At 54.8% G+C, this 15,451-nt stretch carries 15 protein-coding genes; all 15 read left to right on the top strand.

Going from position 1 to position 15,451, the window contains the following annotated elements; genetic code table 11:
• A partial coding sequence (locus tag GSQ70_RS18320) for a DUF2931 family protein (RefSeq protein WP_158785367.1) occupies positions 1 to 406 on the top strand: 406 nt, incomplete at its 5' end.
• Positions 407 to 503: 97 nt separating this feature from the next.
• Positions 504 to 1,151 (top strand): DUF2931 family protein, encoded by a 648-nt coding sequence (locus GSQ70_RS18325; protein ID WP_158783871.1) that lies wholly within the window; start codon positions 504 to 506, stop codon positions 1,149 to 1,151.
• 68 nt (positions 1,152 to 1,219) lie between these two features.
• Positions 1,220 to 1,798 (top strand): DUF2931 family protein, encoded by a 579-nt coding sequence (locus GSQ70_RS18330; protein ID WP_233268356.1) that lies wholly within the window; start codon positions 1,220 to 1,222, stop codon positions 1,796 to 1,798.
• A 148-nt stretch (positions 1,799 to 1,946) separates the two neighbouring features.
• Positions 1,947 to 2,516: a tetratricopeptide repeat protein gene (locus GSQ70_RS18335; protein WP_158783872.1), complete on the top strand. Its 570-nt coding sequence runs from the start codon at positions 1,947 to 1,949 to the stop codon at positions 2,514 to 2,516.
• 55 nt (positions 2,517 to 2,571) lie between these two features.
• The gene (locus GSQ70_RS18340; protein WP_158783873.1) at positions 2,572 to 2,838 is read left to right on the top strand and encodes a PAAR domain-containing protein; all 267 of its coding nucleotides are present in this window, start codon (positions 2,572 to 2,574) and stop codon (positions 2,836 to 2,838) included.
• A 3-nt stretch (positions 2,839 to 2,841) separates the two neighbouring features.
• Positions 2,842 to 3,996, top strand: a complete 1,155-nt coding sequence (locus GSQ70_RS18345) for a hypothetical protein (RefSeq protein WP_158783874.1) — start codon at positions 2,842 to 2,844, stop codon at positions 3,994 to 3,996.
• A complete protein-coding gene (locus GSQ70_RS18350) occupies positions 3,983 to 7,402 on the top strand; it encodes an ImcF-related family protein (protein ID WP_158783875.1) in 3,420 nt (1,139 codons plus the stop codon). Before GSQ70_RS18345 ends, GSQ70_RS18350 begins: the two co-directional genes overlap by 14 nt.
• A complete protein-coding gene (tssA, locus tag GSQ70_RS18355; protein ID WP_158783876.1) occupies positions 7,402 to 8,997 on the top strand; it encodes a type VI secretion system protein TssA in 1,596 nt (531 codons plus the stop codon). The genes GSQ70_RS18350 and tssA overlap by 1 nt, the downstream gene beginning before the upstream one ends.
• A 21-nt stretch (positions 8,998 to 9,018) precedes the next feature.
• On the top strand, positions 9,019 to 10,782 hold the full coding sequence (tssF, locus tag GSQ70_RS18360; protein ID WP_158783877.1) for a type VI secretion system baseplate subunit TssF: 1,764 nt from the start codon (positions 9,019 to 9,021) through the stop codon (positions 10,780 to 10,782).
• Positions 10,737 to 11,840, top strand: coding sequence for a type VI secretion system baseplate subunit TssG (gene tssG / locus GSQ70_RS18365; RefSeq protein WP_158783878.1), 1,104 nt, complete (start codon positions 10,737 to 10,739; stop codon positions 11,838 to 11,840). Before tssF ends, tssG begins: the two co-directional genes overlap by 46 nt.
• On the top strand, positions 11,821 to 12,357 hold the full coding sequence (gene tssJ, locus GSQ70_RS18370; protein ID WP_158785369.1) for a type VI secretion system lipoprotein TssJ: 537 nt from the start codon (positions 11,821 to 11,823) through the stop codon (positions 12,355 to 12,357). Before tssG ends, tssJ begins: the two co-directional genes overlap by 20 nt.
• Complete coding sequence (gene tssE / locus GSQ70_RS18375; protein ID WP_199257280.1) at positions 12,350 to 12,802, top strand: type VI secretion system baseplate subunit TssE; 453 nt, start codon at positions 12,350 to 12,352, stop codon at positions 12,800 to 12,802. The genes tssJ and tssE overlap by 8 nt, the downstream gene beginning before the upstream one ends.
• A gap of 38 nt (positions 12,803 to 12,840) precedes the next feature.
• A complete protein-coding gene (locus GSQ70_RS18380; protein WP_158783879.1) occupies positions 12,841 to 13,311 on the top strand; it encodes a hypothetical protein in 471 nt (156 codons plus the stop codon).
• A gap of 70 nt (positions 13,312 to 13,381) precedes the next feature.
• Positions 13,382 to 14,743 carry a VasL domain-containing protein gene (locus GSQ70_RS18385; protein WP_158783880.1) on the top strand — a complete coding sequence of 454 codons (1,362 nt, stop codon included), beginning with the start codon at positions 13,382 to 13,384 and terminating at the stop codon, positions 14,741 to 14,743.
• A 187-nt stretch (positions 14,744 to 14,930) separates the two neighbouring features.
• Positions 14,931 to 15,389 (top strand): hypothetical protein, encoded by a 459-nt coding sequence (locus GSQ70_RS18390; RefSeq protein WP_158783881.1) that lies wholly within the window; start codon positions 14,931 to 14,933, stop codon positions 15,387 to 15,389.
• The last annotated feature ends 62 nt before the right edge of the window (positions 15,390 to 15,451 follow it).

A 15,451-nucleotide genomic window follows, 5' to 3' on the forward strand; every position in this document is an offset into this window, starting at 1 on the left:
GAATTCAGCGGGGAATACCCAATTTAATAAAGCCGACAGGTTGCCACAGATAATGATATTTTGTTGGGACTCAATCATTGATAAAAAGGTCTATCAGTCCACTTTGTTCTTTACTCAAGATACATGGAGTAAGATGACTACCCCTTATCCTGATGTCTTAGAACCTGGGAAAAATGCATACAGGCAGACTGTGTTGATAGGATTAGCTCCGGAAGGAAAAGTTCGGGTCTGGTTGAGACAATATGGCCATTCGGATATCCCATTAAATGATACAAAAATAAAGACTGTTTCAGGAAAAGATTTGGATATGTGTAAGGGGGTAACGGGAAGTGATTTTTCCTATGGGTATGGTAATACAACCAAAGAGTTCATCAAGGGTAAAAAATACCCTTATGGTTCATGGTGAATAATCGTATTTTAAAGATGGTGTCGTGTTCAATACTCTCTAGTCGTCTGAACTTTTGGTCGTTTTAAGTAGCCTGGAATATGCAGGGAGGAAAATCATGAAATCAATCATCAGACTAATTTCGCTTTTATTACTAGTGGGTTCTGCTAGCGCCTGCGCCAGTGAACAACCTAACAGTCTCAAAACTCCCTGGGACAAGTGGTTTTTTGCCTTTACTACCCCCAAAGCTTTACCGGCACAGGTTACACTACTGAAGCTTTTGGATGTCGATGGTTATGCATCGACGTATCGGACTATTGATCAGCCTCGAGGCATCAGTGTAGGGCGATGGAGTGAGCGAAACTCTGCTGGGAATACACAGTTTAATAAGGCCGATAGATTGCCGCAAATAATGATGTTTTGCTGGGATTCAATTATTGATAAAAAAACATACCAATCAACTTTATTTTTCTCTCAAAATACATGGGATAAAATGATTAGCCCTTATCCTGATGTCTTAGAGCCTGGAAAAAATGCATATCGGCAAACAATGCTCATAGGACTAGCGCCGGAAGGAAAAGTACGGGTCTGGTTAAGGCAATATGGCCATTCGGATATCCCATTAATTGATACCAAAATAACGACTGTTACAGGTAAAGATCTCGATATGTGTAAAGGGGTTACAGGGCATCCTGATGGATATGTTTACTATGGAGATACTCCTGATTTTATTAAAGGTAAAAAGTATCCTTATGGAAACTGGTGAAAGCGCAGTAATAGTTGGTTTTTCAATATATTGCATTCGCGTAGCCTAAGTATGCAGGGAGGAAGATCATGAAATCAATCACCAGAATAACTTCGGTTTTATTACTTGTGGGTTTTGTTAACGCCTGTGCCATTGAGCAACCTAACAGTCTCAAAACTCCATGGGATAAATGGTACTTTGCCTTTACTACCCCCAAAGCTTTACCGGCACAGGTTACACTATTGAAGCTTTTGGATGTTGATGGTTATGCATCGACATATCGGACTATCGATCAGCCACAAGGGATCAGTGTAGGTAAATGGAGTGAACGTAACTCTGCGGGGAATACACAATTTAATAAAGCCGACAGATTGCCGCAGATAATGATATTTTGCTGGGACTCAATCATTGATAAAAAGGTTTATCAGTCCACTTTATTCTTTACTCAAGATACATGGAATAAGATGACTACCCCTTATCCTGATGTCTTAGAATCTGCAAAAAATGCCTACCGACAGACGATGCTGATAGGTTTGGCCCCGGAGGGGAAAGTACGAGTCTGGTTAAGGCAATATGGCCATTCAGATATTCCTTTAAATGATACAAGAATAACGACAGTTTCAGGGGAGGAGCTGGACATGTGCAAGGGAGTAACGAACTTATCCTAATGGATATGAATATAGCGAGGGTATAAATAAATTTATAAATGGGAAAAAATATCCTTATGGGGCATGGTGAACTATATCCTTTATAAATAAATTGTTTGCCAGCAAACTCCCAATTTTATTTTGTGATTTTTCTGCGGTAAAGGTTTTTATGAAATCATCTTTCTACATATTTTTGCTGTCTATTTCTACCCCTGTTTTTTCTCAATCAATTGTTATCGATCCTACGTCCGCAAAAACTAAAGCGGATGATGCGAACTCAATTGCCAATATGTATCGTATGGGCATGGGGGTTCCGAAGGATATGAAAAAAGCATTTGAACTCTATCAGGTCGCAGCTGAACTCGGAAACACGGATGCTCAGATCGATTTAGGCGATATGTATTATTCTGGAAAAGAAACCACTCAGAGCTACGAAAAGGCCAATTACTGGTATGAGAAAGCTGCGAAAAACAACAGCGCTAAAGCTCAGATGTATTTAGGTTACGCATACCTTAATGGCAAGGGAGTTGCAGTGAATTATGATAAAGCCAAAAATTTTCTTGAGCTTGCAGTTAAACAAGGCGAGCCTTCAGCTATGTATCATTTGGGTACGATGTTCTTTGATGGTAAAGGCGTAACTAAAGATCAAAACCAGGCTATCCCACTATTCAAAAAAAGCTGCTCCGAAGGTGATTCGAATGCGTGCGATAAGTTAAAGGAAATTAAAACAGAAAAATAATATTCTTATCTGCATAGAGAAATGCATATGTGGAAATAAAAAAATGGAGTTTCGTATGTCTAAAGGCTTTGTATTGATTGGTGATGACACTACGCACGGCGGACAGGTTATTTCTGCCTCATCAACAATGGTAGTAAATGGCAAAAAGGTTGCTCTCGTTGGTGATAAAGTCAGCTGCCCAAAAGATGGGCATGGCATTAATACCATTATTGACGGATCGCCTGAATGGACCTCTGATGGCAAAGCTGTAGTTGTGGATGGTTGTCACTGTGAGTGCGGTTGTCAGGTGATCTCCAGTGCACCGGATTGTGTAATAGGATAAGTAATGGGCTGGGAGCGTCAGAAATCAACGATATCGGCTAAGCCCGAAGAACCTTCATTCATCCTGTGGATGATGCTGGGGGTTCTCGCGCTGGTTGGGTGCGTACTGTTGTTTGTCTTGCATGCCAATCAACTGGCCGGGCCACTTCAAACATTTAATCTTTGGGCTGTCACCGCATGCCCTGCAGTTGTCTGGTTTTTCTTTCTCTGCCTGCGTGGCTGGCTTTACAACAATGCGTTTGACAGGCACGAATTTGAAGCCGGTGAGGCAGAATATGCGCAACAACAGTGGATGGACTGGGCTGGACGCAATATCACAGTACTGCACAGCGGTGTAATGCTGCCTGCAAATCTGACATCTCAAAATTTTTTGGCTGCTCCGCCTGCGCTGGAGCAAAGCACATCTCTGACCCAACGAATTTGTCTGCAAGATCATGAGACCCATTTTTCTGTTCTGCTCGGAGGATTAGGTCCAGTTCTGGCAAAGTTGCCTTCAGATATAGAACCCGCCGTCACTCTGCTGACGGATTCTCACGATGACCCTCTGGTATTGCAGGATGGATTTGCACATGCCTGGCAGGCAGCCATTCTGGATCGTTGTGTTCCGCAGTTGACCATTCTTACGTCAAAGACCTTCCTCTCACTTGATGAGCGAATTAAATCACCGACGCTGGATGTAGATTTAATCCTGATTTACCAGACACAGGGGCGGGATGCGTACAGTGATGCGCTGGCCGTCCTGCTGTTGACCTCCGATGATGTTGCCACAAAATATAATCTTTCGCCTAACGCCCGTCTTTTGCGTCCAATGGCTCTTGATATGGCGATTTCAGAAAAGTCACTGGATACGTTTTTCTCGACTCAAACTCAGAACTGTGCCACCGCCAGTGTTGTTGGCGACAATGTGGAATGGGGAAATGCATTTCCCGGTCTGCTTGACGCAGCACAAAGCTATGGCGGTCACTGGAAACCTGAACAACTCCACTGGCTGGAAAAATATGCCGGGCTCAGCGGCCCCTTTTCTCCATGGATAATGGCCGCAGTAGCCAGCGATATTGTGAATATACAAAAAGCAGACTGTCTGATGCTTTCTACAGATGGCGAGCAGAAATTTATTAATACAGTGCAAACAGGGAACAGAAATAATGATAACGGGTAATTCGTCATGGCGTGGAGGGTGGGGTCGGCTGGGGTTCTCTGCTCTCATAGCAGGGGGGACTGCCTGGTTAATCTGGCATTTTGGCGACCAGATTGGGCTGCACACTACGCTCACGAAAAGCCTGGTGTTTGCCGGTGCGTTATTTCTGTTACTGATGCTTCGTCATGGCAAAACAATTAGCCTCGCGATTAAACAACAGTGGTCGCGTTTTCAGGCGAAGCGTAAAAGTGTCCTGCCTGCTGATGAAGGTCGCGTTAAGCAGACTCCGCCACACAATGTCACCGTCGACACTATCCGCCTCGCCATGCGCAACCTCTATGGTCGTCGCTGGGGGCGTAAAACACGCATTCTGCTGATAACCGGCACCGCCGCTGAAGTGGAGCAACTGACCCCAGGCCTGACGGGCCAGCTCTGGCAGGAAGACCGCGGCACGCTGTTGCTATGGGGCGGTGACCTCAATACCCCAGCCGACAGTGCCTGGCTGACCGCGCTGCGCAAACTGCGCCGTTGCCCGGTGGATGGCCTTGTATGGGTGACCTCGGCGTTCGACCAGCTTTCAGCGCCGGGACTGGAGCAGCCGCTGCCGGTGCCGTCTGAAAGCACCATGGACTCCCTGTCTCATGCCATCAGCGCCCGTATGGAAACGCTTGGCTGGACAATCCCGCTGTATGTCTGGTCCCTGCACCCGCGCGCCGGTCAGCCGGAAGGCCGCACCGTGCAGGCGACAGGCTGTCTGCTGCCTGCCGGTTGTCGTACCGAAGGACTGGCAGAACAACTTTCTGCCCTGACGTCAGATTTGACCTCGCAGGGTCTGCAACAGACCTGTGATGATGTTAAACACAACTTCCTGCTGACGCTTGCCGACCAGCTTATCCGGGAACCGGAGAGCGTGACCGCGCCATTGTCGGTGATGCTCAATCCGTACCGCCCGCTACCGCTGGCGGGCGTCGTGTTCAGCCAGCTTTCTGCCGGTGCTGAACGTGCCGTGACGCATCACTGGGGCATGGACAGGCGCTGGGATGTCTTGCCTGAATCTGTCGGGATGCTTCCTGCCGCGCTGCGTCCCGTGAAACCGGGCATTCCGTGGCGCAGGGTGTTGGCTTCTGCTGCTGCGCTTACGATGGTGAGCTGGGCTGTGTGGATGAGTGTCGCGTATGTCACCAACCGTAACCAGATTGCTGGCGCAAATGCTCAGGCATCTCTTGCCGCCCGGGAGAATCAGCCGCTGGAGCAGCGTCTGCATGCGCTGTCGGAACTGCAGAAGACCCTGGCTCGTCTTCAGTACCGCTCTGAGCATGGTGTGCCATGGTATGAACGTGCCGGACTCAGTCAGAATGATGCACTACTGACCGCACTCTGGCCCCGTTATCAGGACAGTGCACAGCCATTGTTAAGGGATGCAGCGGCAGACCATCTGCAGAAGCAGGTCAGTGCCTTTAATGCGCTGCCGCCGGGTAGCCCGTTGCGAGAACAGATGGCAAAAAGCACCTATGACCAGCTCAAGCTCTATTTGATGCTGGCACGTCCGGAGCATATGGATGCGGTATGGTTCAGCTCTGCTTTGCTGAACGACTGGCCGAAGCGTAACGGTGTGAAAGACGGCGTCTGGCAGGGAATGGCTCCCTCTCTGTTGTCGTTCTGGGGAGCGCAGCTGATTGCGCACCCGGAGTGGAAACTCCGTGCCGATGAGGGCATGGTCAGCCAGGCGCGCTCCCTGCTGGTCCGCCTGATGGGCGTGCGTAACAGCGAATCAACGCTGTACCAGAAGATGCTCTCACAGGTGTCACACCTGTACGTTGATATGCGACTTGAAGATATGACCGGTGATACCGACGCTTCCCGCCTGTTCAGTACCACCGAAATCGTACCGGGGATGTTTACCCGCCAGGCCTGGGAGCAGGCCGTACAGCCTGCAATCGAAAAAGTGGTAAAAGCACGCCGGGACGAACTCGACTGGGTGCTCACGGACAGCAAGCGTCAGGTAAATAAACAGGACGAGGCCTCGCCGGAAGCCCTGAAAAAGCGCCTGACGGAGCGTTACTTTGCAGACTTCGGCGGGGCATGGCTGGCGTTTCTCAACAGCCTGCGCTGGGATCGTGCCGCGACGCTGTCGGATTCCATTGACCAGCTGACCCTGATGGCCGACGTGCGGCAGTCGCCGCTGGTGGCGCTGATGAACACCCTGAACGTGCAGGGGCGCACCGGGCAGACCGGCGAGGCGATTTCTGACTCCCTGGTGAAATCCGCGAAAAACCTGCTGGGTGGTGACAACAGGGATGCCATTGACCAGAGTGCCGGTGTTCACGGGCCGCTGGATGCGACCTTTGGTCCGGTGCTGGCGCTGATGGACAAGAGCCGCACCGGGGCGCAGGAACTGAGTCTGCAGTCATATCTGACCCGCGTGACGCAGGTACGTCTGCGCCTGCAGCAGGTGACCAACGCCGCCGACCCGCAGGCGATGACCCAGACCATTGCCCAGACGGTCTTCCAGGGAAAAGCCGTGGACCTGACCGAAACCCGCGACTACGGCAGCCTGATTGCCGCCGGGCTAGGTCAGGAGTGGAGCGGTTTTGGCCGCACGGTGTTTGTGAACCCGATGGAGCAGGCCTGGCAGCAGGTTCTGACCCCAGCCGCCGACAGCCTCAACGCCCAGTGGCAGCAGGCAGTGGTGAGTGAATGGAACTCCGCCTTTGGCGGACGCTATCCGTTCAACAACTCCAGCAGCGATGTGTCCCTGCCACTGCTGGCCAAATACCTCAATGCGGATTCCGGACGTATCGCCCAGTTCCTGCAAAACCGCCTGAAAGGTGTCCTGCACAAGGAAGGCAACCACTGGGTGCCGGACAGCATCAACTCGCAGGGGCTGGTGTTTAACCCGGCATTTCTCAGTGCCATCAACACCCTGAGCCATATCTCGGATGTGGCCTTTACCGAAGGCAATGCCGGTATGCACTTTGAGCTGCGACCGGGCACCGCCGCTGGGGTAATGCAGACTGACATGATTATCGACAGCCAGAAGCTGACTTACGTGAATCAGATGCCGGTGTGGAAGCGCTTCACATGGCCTGCAGATACTGAGGCTCCGGGGGCTAACCTGAGCTGGATTAGCACCCAGGCGGGTACCCGCCAGTACGCGGATATTCCGGGTGGCTGGGGCTGGATCCGCCTGCTCGATAAAGCCAGCGTGAAAGCGTATCCGGGGGTGGGAAGCAGCTACAGCCTGAGCTGGAAGGCACAGGACGGCCGCACACTTAATTATACCCTGCGTACCGAAGCTGGCGAGGGTCCGCTGGCGCTGCTGAAACTGCGTAATTTCCGTCTGCCGGAAACCATCTTCAGCACCACCGGTATCGCACCGTCAGACCAGGTCGCCAGTGCGAACAGTGATGCAGAGGAGGTCTACTGATGAGCACGCTCAATGCCTTACTCAGTGCCTGCCAGACAGAACAGGAACCATTACTTGTAACAACCCGTGAGCGTGTGGCGCAGTGGGATAACTGGCTGCAGCCACTCTCCGGCCCCTCGCCCGCGGGAGAAGACCCGACCTATGACGATGACTTCCAGCAGATGCGCGAAGAAGTCAACAAACTCTCCGGCTCGGATACCGAGCTTATCTGCCGCCTGGGGGATAAGTTGCTGACCACCACCGCCAAAGACATTCGTGTCGCGACGTACTACTGCTGGGCAAAGCTGCATCGTGAGGGTGAGCAGGGGCTGGCCGAAGGACTCGAACTGCTGGCCGGCCTGCTGGAACGCTTTGGTTTGCAGCTGCACCCGCAGCGTGACCGCAGTCGTAAGGCGGCGCTGGAATGGCTGGCCGGTTCGCGCATGACCGATTCACTCTCCCTGTATCCGGAAGTGGTCAGGATCGATGCGATGCGTACCACTGGCGCGCTGTTGCTGATTGCGCAGCTTACCGAAAATGAGCCGGATGAAATACGCCCTGAACTGAACGCGCTGTACGGTGCCCTGGAAAGCCGTCTGCAGAAAGCGGGTGGCGTGGATGCGGTCGTGCCGCAGAATGCCAGCACCAGCGAAACACTTTCCACGACTGGCCACAGTGATGCTCCCTCAATCGGGCGTATCACTTCCGGTCAGGATTTGCTGTCACAGGCCCGCGCCCTCACCGAATACCTGCGTGAGCAGCCCGATGGCTGGCTGTCAGCCCACCATCTGATGAAAAGCCTGCGTCATGACACCCTGCGGGCCATTCCGGCCCCGGACGCACAGGGGCGTACCCGCATCGAACCGCCAAGAGCAGACCAGCGTGCGTTGCTCAAACGCCTTTACCTGCAGCAGAACTGGGCTGAGATGCTGGAAACGGCGGACAGCACCTTTTCCCGCGGGGCTAATCATCTGTGGCTGGATTTGCAGTGGTATATCCACCAGGCGCTGACGAAATCAGGCCAGGACACTCTGGCTGGCATCATTGCTGCCGACCTGAAAGGACTGCTGACCCGCCTGTCCGGGCTGGAAACGCTGGCGTTCAGTGACGGAACGCCGTTTGCGGATGAAGTGACGCTGAACTGGATAAAGCAGAGCGTGCTCGATACCACAGGCGGGTGGGGCAATGACACGCCATCAGCCCCGGTCAGCGCCGGTAACGATGACATCCTGGCACTGGAGCCGGAAGCGGTGGCGCTGGCGGACAGCGAAGGCCCGGATGCCGCGCTGGTCTGGTTGCAGACCCGGCCGGGTATGACCACCGACCGTCAGAAGTGGCTGTTGCGTCTGCTGATGGGACGTATCGCGGAGCAGTACGGAAAGAATGAGCTGGCGATGCATTTGTTTGCAGAACTGGGTGAGCGTGCCGGAGAAGTGACCCTCAGTGACTGGGAGCCGGAGCTGTTGTTCGAGGTACAGGCCCGCCATCTGAAACTCCTCCGACTGAAAGCCGCTCGCAGTGAAGCTGACAAAATACGTCTTACGCCGTTAATGAACCAGTTACTTGCCGGGCTGATAACCGTTGACCCTGCTCGTGCCGCCGTGCTTTGCGGTTAGTTCCACAGGAAAATGAACAAAATGGAAGATTTAACCCTGCGCTATTTCGATGCGGAAATGCGCTACCTGCGTGAAGCCGCGAAAGAGTTCGCGCAAACCCATCCCGATCGCGCGGCAATGCTCGACCTGGATAAGGCTGGCACACCCGATCCGTATGTTGAACGCCTGCTTGAAGGATTTGCCTTCTCAATGGGGCGGCTGCGGGAGAAGATTGACGACGACCTGCCGGAACTGACGGAGGGGCTGGTCAGCATGCTCTGGCCACACTACCTGCGCACCATTCCGTCCCTCTCAGTGGTGGCACTGACCCCGGCCCTGCATGCCATGAAAATGGCAGAAGTGGTGCCCGCAGGCCTTGAGATATATTCCCGTCCGGTAGGGCCGAAGAATACCGTCTGTCGCTACCGCACCACCCGGGATGTGATGCTCAACCCCCTGAGCGTTTCGGGCATTACCATGACCACTGAGCCTGACGGCCGTTCGCTGTTGCGGATGCGCTTTGCCTGCAGCAGCCAGGCAGACTGGTCCGGTGCGGACCTCAGCCGTCTGAGCCTGTATCTCGGAGCCGATGCACTGGTCAGCAGCCAGTTGCACCTGATGCTGACCAAACGGCAGGCGGCGCTGTACATGCGCCTGCCCGGCCAGACCGAACGTATCCGGCTTGACGGGTACTTCTCGCCGGGCGGCTTTCGTGACGAAGACAGCCTGTGGTCGAAAGGCGATACTGCGTTCAGTGGCTACCAGTTGCTGCTGGAGTACTTCACCTTCCGCGACAAGTTTATGTTTGTCCACCTCAATGGTCTGGAGGGCATTACGCCACCTGCCGGTGCGGAGTACTTCGATATTGAAGTGGTGTTCAGTACGCCATGGCCGTCTGACCTGCCGGTTACCGATGATGCGGTTCGGCTGCATTGCGTACCGGTGATTAACCTGTTCACCCTGGAAGCCGACCCGCTCACCATCACCGGACTTGAAAGTGAGTACCTGCTGCGCCCTAAACGGCTGCAGGACGGACATACCGAGATTTATTCGGTGGATTCGGTCACCGGCTCAAACCGGACCAGTGACGCGGAGTATGTGCCGTTCAGCAGCTTCCGGCACAAGGGCGGGATGATGCGCCGTCATGCGCCACCCCGTTACTATCACACCCGTGTGAAGCGCAGTGTGACCGGGCTGTATGACACCTGGCTCATACTTGGTGGTCATCAGTGGGAAGCTGACCGTCTGGTCGACCGTGAAGCCGTGTCGCTGCAAATCACCGGCACCAACGGTCAGTTGCCGCGCCGGGCATTACAGAGCACGCTGCTTGACCGCTGTGAACAGGTGGTCAGTACACCGCTTTCAGTACGCAATCTCTGCAAACCAACGCTGCCAGTCTATCCGCCTTCCGAAGACCGTTTCCACTGGCGGGTTTTGAGTCACCTTGGATCCGGTTTCCTGAACATGATGAGTACTGCCGAAGTGCTGCGCGGTACACTGGCACTCTATAACTGGCAGGCAGATGAACTGAACACCCGGCGTCTGGAGGCGATTCAGCATGTGGAGCACCATCGTCTGCAACGTTTTGAACAGGGCTACCTGCTGCGGGGCCTGGATATCGAAGTCACCCTCGACAGCAACGGGTTTACGGGGGAGGGTGACATCCATTTGTTTGGCGAAATGCTCAACCGCTTCCTGGCGCTCTATGCCGACATGAATCAGTTTAACCAACTGACACTTATTGTTCAGCCAGAAGGAAAATGCATCCGGTGGAAAGAGAACCACAGTCCGCGCCTGCCCGGCTGATAGCGCAGCTGGGTGACCGGCTGCCGCACATGAATTTTTACCGCTTCTGTCAGCTACTGGAGCAGAGCCAGCCGGATAAACCGGTCACCGGCAGCACCTGGCAGGTACGTCATGAACCGGTACGTTTTCGGCCACACCCGGGGATGGGCTTTCCGGCATCTGAAATCAAAGGGATTGAGCAGTCTGAGCATTCGCATCTGCCTCCGACTGTGCGCATCACCTTTATGGGACTCTACGGCGTGGAGTCCCCGTTGCCGACGCACTATATCGATGACATTACCCAGCGACGGGAAGGGTATGAGGCCACCGCCGATTTCCTCGATATCTTTAACCACCGGCTGATTGCCCAGTACTACCGCATCTGGCGTAAATACTCGTACCCTGCGACATTCGTAGAGGGCGGTAAGGACAAAACCTCACAGTATCTGCTGGGGTTGGCCGGGCTCGGCATTGACGGCTGCACGGACAGCATAGCGGCCCCGGCCTCACGCTTTCTGGCGCTACTGCCGGTCATGTTATTGCCCGGACGTACCGCAGAAGGTATGGCCTCACTGGTGCGCCTGCTGGCACCCAACACGCTGGCGAAAATCTGGCACCACGACAAACGCCGTGTGCCCCTGAAGAAGCCCCTGACCATGAGCGTGCGCCAGCCTGTCACCCTGACAAACCGTCCGGTGATGGGCAACTATGCCACTGACGTAAACAGTCAGGTGCTGATGCGCCTGACCACCTCTGACCCGGCAGAAGTGCAGGGCTGGTTACCGGGTGGGGAGCTTCACACGGATTTAATGGCGCTGCTGCATGTCTATCTTGGCTCCCGCCTCGATGTGCGTCTGCAGCTGTGTGTCGACCGTAGCCTGCTGCCGGACGCGACAATGAGCACTAAACCCGACGCCGGAGCAGTGCAACTGGGCCGTACCGCCGTGATGCGGCCGCTGAATGCGGCCAAGACCGCATCACACCCAAAAACAATCACCATTAATCTGGGCCGCTATGAGCGGGTACAGGAAAATATTCACCGCAGGGAGACCGATGAAGATGGAGATTACCGCTGGTAAATTTTCTCTGGCTGCGCTGGCAGCTGGTATCACCTTGATACTGGCGGGTTGCGGGCTGACTCAAAAAGTGACAGACGGCACCGTTGCCGTGACCAAATCGATTTTTTATAAGCAGATAAAGACCCTGCATCTGGATATTCGGGCCCGCGAGGCCGTGAACAGCAATGCCGGCGGCGTGGCACTGTCGACGGTGGTGCGTATTTACCAGCTCAAAGACCGAAAAACATTCGACACGACGGACTACCCGTCACTGTTCAGGGCGGACAGTCAGGCCATTAAAGCAGACCTGGTAGCTGAGAAAGATATCCGCCTGCAGCCGGGCGGGGCGGTGATGGTGGATATGCCGATGGAGGAAAATGCGCAGTACGTGGCGGTGGCCGGGATGTTTATGTCACCTGACCAGGAGAACAACACCTGGCGGGTGGTGCTGAGCCGTGATGACCTTGACCCGGACAAGGCCTGGGTGATTGAAGCGGGCAACAACCAGTTGACCCTGCAGGCGCTGAAAGATGAATGAAATTCCACGTCCGTCGCTGTATGAAACGCTCTTTGGCAACTTCACCGGTGGCCTCGACCTGCATCAGCTCAGTGAGCAGAACCAGGTCATATTGTCCGTACTCGACAATATGCAGCGCATCCTTAACTGTCGTGCCGGTACGCTGGCGCATCTGCCGGACTATGGCCTGCCCGATATGACAAAAATCCTGCAGGGGATGCCGGGAACTGCACACCAGTTGCTCAAAACCTTTTCCGACGTGTTGCTCAAATATGAGCCACGTCTGAAAAGTATTAACGTTGTCCTGCTTGAACAGACGCAACCGGGCGAGTTGCGCTATGCCATTGACGCTGAACTGAAAGGCGTGGGCCTTGTGCGCTATGGTACAGAATTTATGCCCGAAGGCCGAGTGCTCATACGCCATATGAAACAGCAAAACTTTCTTGGTCGCCAGGCCCGAGTGTAGTGCGAACAATCCTCTGCCATCAGGTCAGAACAACCGCTATGTCAGCAAAAACACGATTTCTGCAAAAGCTTCAGGATAAACAGCCGCGCACAGACACATACGCAGGTAAAGGCCAGGCTGACCTGGCCACGTTTTGTCAGCGTCTGGACGCACTCCGGGAAAACACCGAAACCTGGCTCGCGGAAACCGGGATAACGCTCATCACCCGTCACTGCACCCTGACGGAAATGCTTATCAGCAACCGCGCATTCACGGTTCCCTGCTTTGAACTTCATTATGAAAACCGGGTGGTGAAATTCACGCCGGTATTTTTATACGGGCAGGGCGTGACGGGGGGTGTGGACGTGACCCTCGCAGCCGCTGAACCGGTATCGCCTCTGTGCCGGTTGTTTATGCGTTCGGCCGAAAACCGGAACTGGACGTACACAGCCGCCCGGAAACCTGACGGGCAACGGGTGACGTTCGATGAGGAGGCCTTCTTTACGGTGATTGCCCCCCTGCTGCCTTAACCGGCACCAGGGTTGTTATCCGGAGTCGGGCCTTTTTTATTTACCTGCATGTTCGGGGGATAACGCCGCAATGCAAAGCACTGAACCACGATATATCCGGACCGGAGGCGACCCCCGGTCGCTCCCTGATTTCACCGCGCTGCGCGATGAACTGAGCAAACTGACGCATCCGGCGCGCCCGGATGTCGACTGGCGGCAGGTGGAAAAACGCTGCCTGTCACTGTTTGAGCAAAACGGCGTCGAACTTCAGACGGCGGCCGGGTACACACTTGCACGTACCCATATGGCGGGATTACCCGGGCTGAATGAGGGGCTGGCCATTCTGGAGGCGCTGGTCGCCCGGCAGTGGGGAAACCTCTGGCCGCAGCCGGTCCATGCGCGCATCGACATACTGGCAGGGCTGAGTCAGCGCCTGCAGCAATTCGGGCGTACGCAGACCTGGGTTTACACCGATTTGGGCGCGCTGTATCAGGCTGAAAAACACCTTACCGTCATCACTGAAGCCCTGCAGCGTCTGGAACTGAAACATCAGACGGGCCTGGACGACCTGCGTCAGCAGCTTCACACCGTGGCTGCCCGCCTGGAAAACAACAGCGGTGATACAGGAAACTTTACGACATCACCTGTCGTTCTGACACCAGAGGCGGCAGTATCCCGGGAAGACTCCGGAGAGATGTCGTCTCCGTGGGTATATGTGGTGCAGCCTGCGTCAGCGCCCCGGGTCAGCGTGGCACCTGCCCGGGGCGTAAAGCCCTGGAAACCCTTTGTGGCCGGCATGCTGACCACGTTGCTGACGGGCGGGTTATTGTGGTGGGGGCATGCCGCTCTGACCCGTAACCCGCAGCAGGACGCGCTGATGGCATCTGTGGCTCCCCTGCCGGTTCCGTTGACGGAGGAGGCCCTGCGTTCGCTGCAGCGAACGAATCCGCCATGGCTGAAAGAGCACACGGAGTGGGTAAAACAGACACAGCAGCAACTGGAGCAACTGGCTGCGATGCCACCGGACTGGCCACTGGCATACGGCACGGCGCTGGTTCGCCAGGTGCAGGTGCTGCGGCCTGACACTGCGGTAGCCGATGCTGTCTCGCGACAGTGGCAACAGCAACTGGAGGCTTCTGCGACGCCGCCGGACAGTCTGGGGGGCTGGCAGCAGGGGATGATGAAACTGCAACAGCTGACGGACAGGCTGAACCAGCTGGATGGTCAGAAGGGAAAATACATGACGGTCAGCGAACTGAAATCGCAGGTGTTTGCGATAACACGGGCATTTAACCAGACGGTACCGGTTGAAGAGCAGCTTCGCCAGCTGGCACAGCAACCGGCAGACCAGCCCGCCCCGGCCGCGTTGCGTGCGCAGACTGCGTTGCACCTGAAGCAATTACTGGCGCGTTATGCCCTGCCGGGCAGAGGGACAGATGAAAACGCCCGCTGAGTGCCGGAATCGCCGGTCGTGCCGGACTTTGCAGGAGATGCGTTATGTGGAAAAGCACTACGCGCCCCGGACAGCGGCAGACACTGGCGCCAGTCTGGGCCGACCCGCTTCATCTGTGGCATGCATAGCCTGCAAGTTAGGTGTCACCAGAAGGAAAGCAGAGCTCTGGACTGAAGAGGAAAAAGCGGTGATTTACGTGCATTACGCCGCCGGTATGCCCATGCAGGATGTCATGGCGCTGCTGCCGGGCCGGACGCGGGGAACCATTCTTGCAATGGCCGATAAACTGGGTATAAAACGGCCCTCACGCTGGAGTCAGAAAGAGTGCGCTATTCTGAAAAACTATTATCCGTCAGAAGGCCGAAAGACCGCAGAACGTCTGCCTGGCAGAACGGCAGATGCGGTAAAATTAAAGGCCTGTGAGCTGGGTGTTGACCAGGGGGGGGGCGGCAATAATCAGGCCTGGTATGACGACGAATGGGCGATACTGAAACAGAACCTGCATCTGACGTTACCTGAGCTGGTGCAGTTGCTTCCCGGGCGAAGCCTGCACGCCGTAAAACAGGCCCACACCAGGCTGATGGGCAGCACAAAACAGCGACGTCACGTCGCGATGAGGTCCAGGAAAAATGTCGGGAACGTATAAAATCCCGTCAATACGCGTGTTCATCATGATGGCAAAGCGTTCCGGGTGAAGGTCAATTGTCG

The organism is Pantoea sp. BAV 3049 (assembly GCF_009765445.1).
In the GTDB taxonomy this organism is placed as follows: domain Bacteria; phylum Pseudomonadota; class Gammaproteobacteria; order Enterobacterales; family Enterobacteriaceae; genus Erwinia.

What these genes read in the sequence shown, in the direction of transcription:
- GSQ70_RS18385 (WP_158783880.1), top strand. Translation starts at nt 13,382, where the DNA reads ATGCAAAGCACTGAACCACGATATATCCGGACCGGAGGCGACCCCCGG.
- GSQ70_RS18340 (WP_158783873.1), top strand. Translation starts at nt 2,572, where the DNA reads ATGTCTAAAGGCTTTGTATTGATTGGTGATGACACTACGCACGGCGGA.
- GSQ70_RS18325 (WP_158783871.1), top strand. Translation starts at nt 504, where the DNA reads ATGAAATCAATCATCAGACTAATTTCGCTTTTATTACTAGTGGGTTCT.
- GSQ70_RS18330 (WP_233268356.1), top strand. Translation starts at nt 1,220, where the DNA reads ATGAAATCAATCACCAGAATAACTTCGGTTTTATTACTTGTGGGTTTT.
- tssJ (WP_158785369.1), top strand. Translation starts at nt 11,821, where the DNA reads ATGGAGATTACCGCTGGTAAATTTTCTCTGGCTGCGCTGGCAGCTGGT.
- GSQ70_RS18350 (WP_158783875.1), top strand. Translation starts at nt 3,983, where the DNA reads ATGATAACGGGTAATTCGTCATGGCGTGGAGGGTGGGGTCGGCTGGGG.
- GSQ70_RS18380 (WP_158783879.1), top strand. Translation starts at nt 12,841, where the DNA reads ATGTCAGCAAAAACACGATTTCTGCAAAAGCTTCAGGATAAACAGCCG.
- GSQ70_RS18335 (WP_158783872.1), top strand. Translation starts at nt 1,947, where the DNA reads ATGAAATCATCTTTCTACATATTTTTGCTGTCTATTTCTACCCCTGTT.
- tssG (WP_158783878.1), top strand. Translation starts at nt 10,737, where the DNA reads ATGCATCCGGTGGAAAGAGAACCACAGTCCGCGCCTGCCCGGCTGATA.
- tssA (WP_158783876.1), top strand. Translation starts at nt 7,402, where the DNA reads ATGAGCACGCTCAATGCCTTACTCAGTGCCTGCCAGACAGAACAGGAA.
- tssF (WP_158783877.1), top strand. Translation starts at nt 9,019, where the DNA reads ATGGAAGATTTAACCCTGCGCTATTTCGATGCGGAAATGCGCTACCTG.
- GSQ70_RS18345 (WP_158783874.1), top strand. Translation starts at nt 2,842, where the DNA reads ATGGGCTGGGAGCGTCAGAAATCAACGATATCGGCTAAGCCCGAAGAA.
- tssE (WP_199257280.1), top strand. Translation starts at nt 12,350, where the DNA reads ATGAATGAAATTCCACGTCCGTCGCTGTATGAAACGCTCTTTGGCAAC.